We start from the raw sequence: 9,598 nt of genomic DNA, 5'->3' as shown, positions 1-9,598 counted from the left end.
GATGAGACGCCGGGAAGCCATGCGGGCCGCCGCGGCCGCCGCCGGTCTCGCCCTGCTGGGATGCGCCGGGCGCGAGCTGGACGCCCGCGTCCCGCCCGCGGCCGGCGAGCAGGCCGTAGCGCCGCGCGGGAACGACGATCTCCCCCCCGCCGTCACCGAGCCGCAGGAGCAGCGCGTGCTCACCGCACCGTTCTTCCCGGCACCCCGCGCGGGCGAGCCGCTGGCCGCCTCCACGTCGCCCGTAAGGCTGGGGAGCACGGCCACGCGCGTGGTGCTCCCGGCCTCGGCGCTCCGCGCCGCGCTGGCGTCACCGCGGCAGCAGCGCTTCGAACTGCGCCTGGAGGGGGTGTCCGTGGAACGCAACCCCGGGCTCGCCTACCACGTATACCTCAACCTTCCGCCCGCCGCCGACCCCGGAGCGCGGGGCCCGGAAGACGCGCACTACCTGGCCACGCTCGACTTCTACGAGATCGTCTCGCACCTGTCGCAGGGCCCGGCGGCGGCCCGGCGCGGCTACACGGTGGCCGCCGAGGTCACCCCCGCCGTGCGGGCGCTGGCGGCGCGCGGCGCCCTGGCCGGCAGCCGGTTCACGGTGACGCTCGTCCCCGAAGGCAACGAGCTCCCCGGCGGCGGTCGCAGCGCGCCCGCGGCGTCCGCCCGCATCGCGCGCGTCGTCCTGCGCCCCGTCCCGGGCCGGGGCTAGCTCCGCGGCGGAATCCGAAAAACCCGAAGGGCCCGGCGGGCGTGGTGCTCGCCGGGCCCTGCGTATGGATGATGATACCAGATCCGGCAGTCGGTGGTGCATTCCGAGGATCTCTCAACGCCGCGCGCGCCAACCAGAGTCTGTGGCGCTCCCGTTGTACCGGGTGTGACCGTCCTCGTCCCGCTGCATCGACGCACAAGCGCGTGGGCATGGCGGAACAAGAGCGGTATCGCGTAGGTGGTGGCGGGTGGCCGGAAGAAAGCGTGCCTATGATGCACCACCATGGTTCCTGCTACGCCAGACTGTAACACGCGCCGGTAATCCGCGACCGCGATCCGTTTTCCTGCTCGCCCGGCCGCCGGCAGGCCCCGATTCATCGGCTTCCCACTTCCCCGTGGACGCTCACCCCTGGTCCACACCAACACCCCCACAATGGAGAGACGCAACATGGCCGACACCAGGAAAATGGAGCGCCGCGACTTCCTGAAGACGGCCGCCGCCGTGGCCCTTTCGGGAAGCGTGCTGAGCGAGCTCGAAGCCCAGCCGCGGCCGTGGGAGACCGAGCAGACGGTGTGGGTGCGCAGGAGCATCAACTCCTTCACCTCCGCCGAGATCGACGAGCTGCGGAAGGCGGTGACGGCCATGCAGTCCCGGCCGTCCACCAATCCCCTGAGCTGGGCGTACCAGGCCGCCATCCACGGCACCTACGCCAGCGGCTCGTACACCGCGTGGAACACCTGCCAGCACGGGAGCTACTTCTTCCTGAGCTGGCACCGCATGTACCTGTACTACTTCGACCGCATCCTGCGCGCGGCCTCGTCCAGCCAGAAGCTCGTACAGCCGTACTGGCCGTACGAGCCCAACGCCAACCGCGCCATCCCCACGCCGTACCGCAACCCGGCCTCGACCTCCAACTCGCTGTACGTGTCGCAGCGCGGCCCCGGGATCAACGACGGCGCCGAGCTCCCGGTCAGCTCGGTAGACCACTGCACGGCGTACTCGCTCATCCCCTTCCTTCCCGCCACGGGGCAGCCGCCCTCGTCCAGCTTCGGAGGCGGCATCGTGTCGGTGCCCACCCACTTCGCCAGCGTGTACGGGCAGCTGGAGCTGGTGCCGCACAACCGCGTGCACTCCAGCGTGGGCGGGTGGATGGGCGACCCCAACACCGCCGCGCAGGACCCGCTCTTCTGGACCCACCACTGCAACGTGGACCGTCTGTGGGAGGGGTGGCTGGCGCTGGGCGGCGGCCGCGCCAACCCCACCGGCAACAGCACGTGGATGAACACGGCGTTCACCTTCTTCGACGTGAGCAGCACCGGCACGCCGGTGCAGGTGACGCTGAAAGGCGCGCAGATCCTGGACATCGTCGCCCAGCTCAACTACCGCTACGACGCGCTCCCCGTCTACCAGTGCACCAGCCTCCGGATCGTGCGCCGGCAGCTCGTGCTCTCGGCGCCGCACCTGCCGCCGCTGAGCGCGGTCGAGCCGATGGCCGTGGCGGCGCAGGGAGCCACGCTGGGAAGCGCCCCGGTGAGCGTGGAGCTGGCGGTGAGCGGCGGGCTGCGCGAGGCGCTGAGCGCCGGGGGCGCCGGCCGCCGCATCGAGCTGCGGCTGGAGGGGATCCGCGTGGACCGGAACCCGGGGGTGGCGTACCACATCTACTTGGGCTTGGCGCCGGGCGAGGCCCCCCGTACGCTCGACCCCGAAAACCCGCACCCCGCCTACATCGGCACGCTGGACTTCTTCGAGATCATCTCCAAACTGAGGCACGACCGCGCCGCCGCCGCCAACGGCTACACGGTGGCGGCCGACATCACCGACCTGACCCGCACCGCCGGCGCGCGGGTGACGGGGAGCCACCTGATGGTGACCTTCGTTCCCGAGGGCCTGGGAGGGCGCCCGCGGGCGGCGGCGCCGACCCGCATCAGGCGCGTGCTGGTGCGCGCCGTGGCGGCTCCGCGCGCCTGAACGTCGCGGGCAGGTCGAGGCGAAGGGGCCCGGCGGCAGGTCGCCCACCGGGCCTTTTCGCGATGGGAGGGGGCCGGCCCGATCGCGCGAAAGACGAAGAGCCACCGGGAACGTTCCCCTGTTCCCCGTGGCTCTTTTCTCCCGCCGATCCCCGGCCATGCGTCACCGCGGGATGAACTCGTCGCCCTCGCGCAGGCCGTGGCAGAAGGCGGCGATGAGCCTGATCGTGGCGTCGATGTCCTCGAGCGCCACCACCTCGTTGGGCGAGTGCATGTAGCGGTTGGGGATGGAGACCACCGCGGTGGGGATGCCGGCGCGCTGCAGGTAGATTGCGTCGGCGTCGGTGGAGGTGAAGCGCGGCTGCGCCTGGAGGGTGAAGGGGATCCCCTCGCGCTCCGCCGTCTCGGCCAGCCGCTCGAACATCAGCGGGTGGATGGCGGAGCCGCGCGCCAGCACCGGGCCGCTTCCCAGCTTGTGCTCGCCCACCTGCTTCTTCTCGATCCCCGGCGCGTCGCTGCTGAAGGTGAGGTCGACCGCGATGGCGATCTGCGGATCGAGCGCGAACGCCTTCACCCGCGCGCCGCCGCCGTGGTAGCCGATCTCCTCCTGCGTGGTGGCCACGGCGATCACCTCGGCGGAGGGGGGATCGCCCTGCGCGAGCGCGCGCAGCACCTCGAGCACCACGAACGCGCCGATGCGGTTGTCCACCGCGCGCGAGGCGATCATCCCGCCGCCCAGCTCGACGAGCGTGCAGTCGACGACGCCGGGGTCGCCCACGCGGATCCCGCGCTCGAGCGCCGCGGCGCGGTCCTTCGCGCCCACGTCCACCCACAGGTCCTGCAGCTTGGCCGCCTTCTCCTTCTCGTCCGGCTTCATCAGGTGGATCGGCTTCTTCCCGATCACCCCCACCACGTGGCCGCCGCGGGTGAGGAAGCGGATGCGCTGCCCGATCAGCACCTGCGGGTCCCATCCCCCGATCCCGTCCACGTACAGGAAGCCGTCGTCGTCCACGTGCGTGACCATCACGCCGATCTCGTCGACGTGGCCGGCCAGCATCACCCGCGGCCGCCCGGCGCCGACGGTCGCGGCGCTGTTTCCCGCCACGTCCACGTCCACGGCGTCGGCGAACGCCTCGGCCTCGGCGCGCCACACGCGCGCGGCCTCGGTCTCGAACCCCGACGGGCCGGGGGCGTCAAGGAGGCGCTTGAGAAAGTCGTACGAGCTGGTTTCCATCGCGATGAAGCCGTGTGGGATGATGATCGGCCGGCCTATTGCGCGCCGGCCGGGGGCGGGAACCCGGCGGCGCGCGCGGCGGCCTGGGGAGTGTACGCGTGGTAGAGGTGCTTCACCAGCACCTCGGCGGCGTAGACCTCGGGCGGCAGCTCCTCGAGCGCGGCCAGCGCGCGGAGCGCCTCGGCCTGGCGGGGGGTCAGCTGCAGCGTGAACGCTTCTCCTGGCATGGGCCCCGGCATGGTTTCGTCCGTCACCTGCAAATCTGCTGCATCAATCCGGCCCCGCGCGCGGCCGCCGTTTACCGCATTCACCCGCGTCGTCCACAATGTCCCAGGGCGACGGTGTCTACGCAACCCTCCGGCCAAAACAGGCCAGCGGCGGATCAGCTGGCGCCCTCGCCGGCGGCCTGCGCGTACAGCTCCAGGAAGCCGGTGAGGATGCGGTGCGTCATCCCCCACACCACGTAGCCGCGCGCGTCGAAGGCGGGGAAGGTGAGCGTCTTTCCCTCGGCCAGCTCGTGCAGGTACTCGGCCGCCGCGTCGGGGTGCAGCAGCTCGCCGACGCGCACCCACACCGCCTCCTGCACCTCGTGGTTCGGCGCGGCCTCCGCGTCGCCGGCCACGTGGTAGACGAAGGGCGACACCACGATGCTGGGGATTCGCGCCGAGCGCGGCGCCAGCTCGTCCAGCTCGCCCAGCAGGCGGCCGGTGGAAACGTCGATCCCCACCTCCTCGCGCGTCTCGCGGGCGGCGGTGGCCTGCATGTCGGCATCCTCCGCCTGGCGGCGGCCGCCGGGGAGCGCCATGTGCCCCGACCAGGGGTCGCCCTCGCGCTCGGCGCGGCGGATCAGCAGCAGCTCCACCCCCTCGCCGCCCACCCGCAGCAGGAGCGCCACGGCGGCGCGCGCGGCGGCCGCTTCGGGCGGGGCGCGGAAGGGCGGCCGCGACGCCAGGGCGGCTTCGAGCGCGGCGATGCGGGCGTCGGTCACGGTCGGTGCGGAGCGGCGAAGATCCGGCCGGCTCCTTGCCCGCCGCGAGCGGAGAGGTTATCACCTCACGTACGATCCGGCAACTTTCCCGTCTCCATCTTTCCATCGTGTCGATGCTGCGACTGGACGACATCCACGCCGCCCGCGAGCGGATCGGCGGACGGCTGGTATTGACCCCCTGCACACCGAGCGAGGCCTTCGGCGAGATGTTCGGGGGGACGGCGTTCTTCAAGTTCGAGAACCTGCAGCGCACCGGCTCGTTCAAGGAGCGCGGCGCGCTGAACAGCATGCTCTCGCTTCCCGAAGACCAGCGGCAGCGCGGCGTCATCGCGGCCAGCGCGGGAAACCACGCGCAGGGCGTCGCCTTCCACGCGCAGCGGCTGGGGATCCCCGCCACCATCGTGATGCCCGAGCGCACGCCGCTGATCAAGGTGACGAACACCCGGCGCTACGGCGCGCGCGTGGTGCTGCACGGCTCGGTGTACGACGAGGCCATGGCGCGCGCGCTGGAGATCCGCGAGGCCGAGGGGCAGGCGCTGATCCACCCCTTCGACATGGAGACGGTGATCGCGGGGCAGGGCACCATCGGCCTCGAGCTGCTGGAGCAGTGCCCGGAGATGGACGTCGTCGTGGTCCCCGTGGGCGGCGGCGGGCTGATCTCGGGGATCGCGATGGCCATCAAGGAGACGCGCCCCGGCGTGCGCGTCGTCGGCGTGGAGTCGTCCGTGCTTCCCGCGGCGCTGAAGGCGCGCGAGGCCGGCCGCCGCGTCACCATCCCGCCGGCGGACACCATCGCGGACGGGATCGCGGTGCGCGTGGTAGGCGAGACGACCTTCGGGCTGATCGAGCGCTACGTGGACGAGCTGGTGGCGGTGGACGAGGAGGAGATCTCGTCGGCCGTGCTCCTGCTGCTGGAGCGCGAGAAGACGGTGGCCGAGCCCGCCGCGGCGGCGTCGGTGGCGGCCGCGGTCTACGGGCACCTGGGCGGGCTGGTGGGGAAGAACGTGGTGATGCTGCTCTCCGGCGGGAACGTGGACGTGACGCTGGTGTCGCGCATCATCGAGCGCGGGCTGCTGAAGGACGGGCGGATGGCGCACCTGAACGTGCGCGTGAAGGACCGTCCCGGCGCGCTGGCCGCCCTCACGGCGGCGCTGGCCGAGAGCGGCGCGAACATCGTTTCCCTCGAGCACCGCCGCGGCCACGGCGAGGTGTGGGTGACCGAGGCCGAGATTGCGCTGACGCTGGAGACGCGCGGCCGCGACCACGTCGACGAGATCGTCGGCAAGCTCTCGGGCGCGGGGTACGTGGTCGAGAAGGAGTAGCGGGGGGATCGAGATCTCGAAAAGAAGGGCTCACGCAGAGTCAGCAGGGTAAGCAGTCAACAAACCGCTGGACCCTGCTGACTCTGCGTGAAATCAAGTTCTACCGGCAGGGGTGTGATTCAGGCCGCGATGCGGACGAGCACGGCCACAGGCAGGATCACGCCGCAGAACGTGGCGACGGCGCCCTCCACCGCCATCATGAATCGGTCGAAGCGGCGCGCCCTGGCGAACTTGTTCAGCCAGGTCCCGCGGAACCTGGCGGAGAACACGAAGCGCCAGAAGGCGCCCAGGTTGCCGAGGAACTCGAGGCCGTCACCCACGTTCATCTCGCGTCTCCATCGAACGGGTGGGACATCCGTGAGCGGACTACGGGACACCGCGTGCGAAAGTTGCGGCCCGGCGATTCACCCGAACGGAGAAGCGGCTGCATGATGATGATGGGGCAGGGAGACGCGAACGGCGCCGACCTCAGGGTACGGGACCGGGTGTTCGCGCGCGACGGGTTCCGCTGCGTGTACTGCGCCGGCGTCTACCCGCCCGAGCAGCTGTCGCTGGACCACGTGCAGCCACGCATGCGCGGCGGCGACAACTCCGAGGGCAACCTCGTCACCGCCTGCAAGGCCTGCAACGCGCGCAAGGGCTCGCTCAGCGCCTGGGCGTTCCTGGCCGAGCTTCCCGACGAGCGCGCCAACTTCCTGCGCTACGCCACCGGCGTCTGGCCGCGCCTCCGCCGCGCCGTGGAGGAGGCCGCCCGCCGCCGCGCCTGACGGCACTCTCCCTGATCTCCAGATCCTCCTTCCGGCACGTTCTCCGCCCACCATCTGTTCCGCCGGCAAGGATCCCGCCGGAGCGAAAACTGCAGTTTGTTGCATCTCCATCTAACTCATCTTCCAAGAACAACTTGACCCGCACGGAAACGTTTGGGAACGATGCGTGCATGGGGTGCTGAGCGCGTGCTCATGGCAGCCGATATGCATCCTTCCGGACGGTGGCGGGGGGACGGGTCGGGCGGGCCGGAGAGCGTGCCTAATCCGTCGTGACGTGCATGGCAGGGATGCAGGGAGATTGCAGTGCCTCGAAGCAGGATCCACCAGATGGAGCGCGTGCTGGGGTTCGCCACGCGCCTGCTGGACGAAGTCCGCGATGACCTCAGCCGTTCCCGAATGGACGGCAGTGACACTCCTCCCCGCATCCGGAGCGTGCACGAGCGCCCGGGGCACGCCACGCCCGAGTTCCGCACCCTCGGCATTCCCGTTCCCTCGGGATACGGCGGCGTGTCGCCCGACGTGCTGTCGGGCGCCATCGCGCGGTTCGCGGCCACCAAGAAGCCCGACTGCCTGCTCCTGGCCTTCGAGGCCGAGAACGCCGACGGTCCGGTGCTGATCGCCGAGGCGCGCTGCCGCTACGGCACGCGGCTGTTCTGGATGCAGCCCTTCATCGTCGGCGAGACGCACGTGGAGTGGGGCGACCCCGTAGGCGGCGGCTGGAACGACCCCGGCGACGAGGAGATGATCCTCGACGCCGCGTTCTCCCCGCAGAAGGTCGCCGCGGGCGTGGCGTAGAAGCACGAGATCGACCCTCGCGCCGGATGGAGTCCGCGAAGGCGGACTGCGTGTCGTCGTAGCCGCGACTTCAGTCGCATCCTTCGATCTCTGCGCGACCGCGGGACAGGACAAAACGCATCCTCCCTCCGTTGCAGCGGTTGCAGCGGAGGGTTAGCTTTCTCGGGTTTGCGACCGATTCGCACTGGATTGGCCGACGTACCAGCACGACCATGCCGACCTACGATTACCGCTGTCCCGAGTGCGGGACCGAGTTCGAGAAGTTCCAGAAGATGAGCGACGAGCCCGTGGCCGAGTGCCCGAGCTGCGGCGCCTCGTCGCAGCGCCTGCTGTCCGCCGGCGCCGGGCTGCTGTTCAAGGGAAGCGGCTTCTACATCACCGACTATCGCGGCGAGGGCTACAAGAAGGCCGCCGAGGCCGACAAGGGCGGCTCGTCTTCTTCATCCGACACGAAGTCCGACGCGAAGCCGGTGTCGGACTCGAAGCCGGCGGCGAAGAGCGAGAGCAAGCCCGCGCCGAAGGCGGAGTGATGGCCACCGACCAGCTGCAGGCCGAGCTCCGGCGCGTGCTGCGCGAGATGGGGGTGGACGAGGGCCACCCCATTGCCCTCGAGCGCCCGCGCAACCCCGACCATGGCGACTGGGCCACCAACGTCGCCCTCACGCTGGCCAAGCCGCTGCGGAAGGCGCCGCGCCAGATCGCCGACGAGCTGGCGCAGCGCATCGACGCGGCGGCTGCCGGCGTGCGCGCGGTGGAGGTGGCGGGGCCCGGCTTCATCAACTTCCGCCTGGCGACCGACTACCTGGCCGCCGGGCTGGCGTCGATCCTCTCCGCCGGCGACGCCTATGGCCGGTCGGACGACGGCGCCGGCAGGGCGGTGATGGTGGAGTTCGTCTCGGCCAACCCCACGGGGCCGCTGCACATCGGCCACGGCCGCCAGGCCGCGCTGGGCGACGCGGTGAGCGAGCTGCTGGCGTGGGCCGGGTGGCGCGTGCACCGCGAGTTCTACTACAACGACGCAGGCGAGCAGATCATGCGCCTGGCCCGCAGCGTCTGGGCGCGCTACCAGCAGGAGCTGGGCGGCGGCGCCGCCTTCCCCGACGACGGCTATCACGGCGAGTACGTCCGCGAGATCGCGCGCGAACTGGTGGCCGAGCACGGCGCGCGCTGGAAGGGCGACGAGAGCGACGCGGCGATGGACGAGATGCGCCGCTTCGCCGTCGCCCGTCTCCGGGCCGAGCAGAACCGCGACCTCGACGGCTTCCGCGTGCACTTCGACGAGTTCTTCCTGGAGTCGTCGCTCTACACCTCGGGGCAGGTGGAGGAGACGATCCGCCGGCTGCGCGAGACGGGATACGTCTACGAGAAGGACGGCGCCGTCTGGCTCCGCACGACGGAGTTCGGCGACGACAAGGACCGGGTGATGGTGAAGGGGACCGGCCACCCGACCTACTTCCTCCCCGACGTCGCCTACCACCTGTCGAAGTGGGAGCGCGGCTTCCACCGCGTGGTGAACGTGCAGGGGAGCGACCACCACGGCACCGTGGCCCGCGTCCGCGCCGGGCTGCAGGCGCTGGGGCTCCCCGCCGGCTATCCCGAGTACGTGCTGCACCAGATGGTGCTGGCGCTGCGCGGCGGCGTGGAGGTCAAGTTCAGCAAGCGCGCGGGCGACTACGTGACCCTGCGCGAGCTGTACGACGAGGTGGGGGTGGACGTGGCGCGCTACTTCTTCCTGATGCGCCGCGCCGAGGCCCAGCTCACCTTCGACATCGACCTGGCGCTGGACCAGAGCGACAAGAACCCGGTCTACAAGGTCCAGTAC

11 protein-coding genes are annotated in these 9,598 nt (G+C 71.0%); 7 read left to right on the top strand and 4 right to left on the bottom strand.

Annotation, left to right across the window (positions count from 1 at the left end):
- Nucleotides 1-703, top strand: a 703-nt coding sequence (locus VF092_10005; GenBank protein HEX6747610.1) for a hypothetical protein, incomplete at its 5' end; no start/stop codon positions are given.
- Nucleotides 704-1,150: 447 nt separating this feature from the next.
- Nucleotides 1,151-2,671 (top strand): tyrosinase family protein, encoded by a 1,521-nt coding sequence (locus VF092_10000; protein ID HEX6747609.1) that lies wholly within the window; start codon nt 1,151-1,153, stop codon nt 2,669-2,671.
- A gap of 162 nt (nt 2,672-2,833) precedes the next feature.
- On the opposite strand, the gene VF092_09995 is transcribed toward VF092_10000, so the two are convergent.
- The 3 genes from VF092_09995 to VF092_09985 all read right to left on the bottom strand — a co-directional run bounded on the left by VF092_09995 (nt 2,834) and on the right by VF092_09985 (nt 4,892).
- Nucleotides 2,834-3,904, bottom strand: coding sequence for a M42 family metallopeptidase (locus VF092_09995; GenBank protein HEX6747608.1), 1,071 nt, complete (start codon nt 3,902-3,904; stop codon nt 2,834-2,836).
- 35 nt (nt 3,905-3,939) lie between these two features.
- The gene (locus tag VF092_09990) at nt 3,940-4,158 is read right to left on the bottom strand and encodes a hypothetical protein (GenBank protein HEX6747607.1); all 219 of its coding nucleotides are present in this window, start codon (nt 4,156-4,158) and stop codon (nt 3,940-3,942) included.
- A 128-nt stretch (nt 4,159-4,286) separates the two neighbouring features.
- Complete coding sequence (locus VF092_09985) at nt 4,287-4,892, bottom strand: CoA pyrophosphatase (GenBank protein HEX6747606.1); 606 nt, start codon at nt 4,890-4,892, stop codon at nt 4,287-4,289.
- A 113-nt stretch (nt 4,893-5,005) separates the two neighbouring features.
- Between VF092_09985 and ilvA the strand changes: the two genes are divergently transcribed.
- Nucleotides 5,006-6,214 carry a threonine ammonia-lyase gene (ilvA, locus tag VF092_09980; GenBank protein ID HEX6747605.1) on the top strand — a complete coding sequence of 403 codons (1,209 nt, stop codon included), beginning with the start codon at nt 5,006-5,008 and terminating at the stop codon, nt 6,212-6,214.
- A gap of 119 nt (nt 6,215-6,333) precedes the next feature.
- Here ilvA and VF092_09975 read toward each other — a convergent pair whose 3' ends face one another.
- Complete coding sequence (locus VF092_09975) at nt 6,334-6,540, bottom strand: hypothetical protein (GenBank protein ID HEX6747604.1); 207 nt, start codon at nt 6,538-6,540, stop codon at nt 6,334-6,336.
- A gap of 102 nt (nt 6,541-6,642) precedes the next feature.
- Here VF092_09975 and VF092_09970 point away from each other — a divergent pair, with 102 nt between their 5' ends.
- The 4 genes from VF092_09970 to argS form a co-directional block, all read left to right on the top strand.
- Nucleotides 6,643-6,981 carry an HNH endonuclease signature motif containing protein gene (locus tag VF092_09970; protein ID HEX6747603.1) on the top strand — a complete coding sequence of 113 codons (339 nt, stop codon included), beginning with the start codon at nt 6,643-6,645 and terminating at the stop codon, nt 6,979-6,981.
- A 303-nt stretch (nt 6,982-7,284) separates the two neighbouring features.
- Nucleotides 7,285-7,776, top strand: coding sequence for a hypothetical protein (locus VF092_09965; GenBank protein HEX6747602.1), 492 nt, complete (start codon nt 7,285-7,287; stop codon nt 7,774-7,776).
- A gap of 212 nt (nt 7,777-7,988) precedes the next feature.
- On the top strand, nt 7,989-8,306 hold the full coding sequence (locus VF092_09960) for an FmdB family zinc ribbon protein (protein HEX6747601.1): 318 nt from the start codon (nt 7,989-7,991) through the stop codon (nt 8,304-8,306).
- Nucleotides 8,306-9,598, top strand: a 1,293-nt coding sequence (argS, locus tag VF092_09955) for an arginine--tRNA ligase (GenBank protein HEX6747600.1), incomplete at its 3' end; no start/stop codon positions are given. The genes VF092_09960 and argS, both read left to right, overlap by 1 nt.

Origin of the sequence: Longimicrobium sp. (assembly GCA_036377595.1) — a bacterium.
In the GTDB taxonomy this organism is placed as follows: Bacteria; Gemmatimonadota; Gemmatimonadetes; order Longimicrobiales; family Longimicrobiaceae; genus Longimicrobium.
Note: the sequence above shows the minus strand (reverse complement) of the source record. Positions and strands in the feature narration are given on the sequence as shown.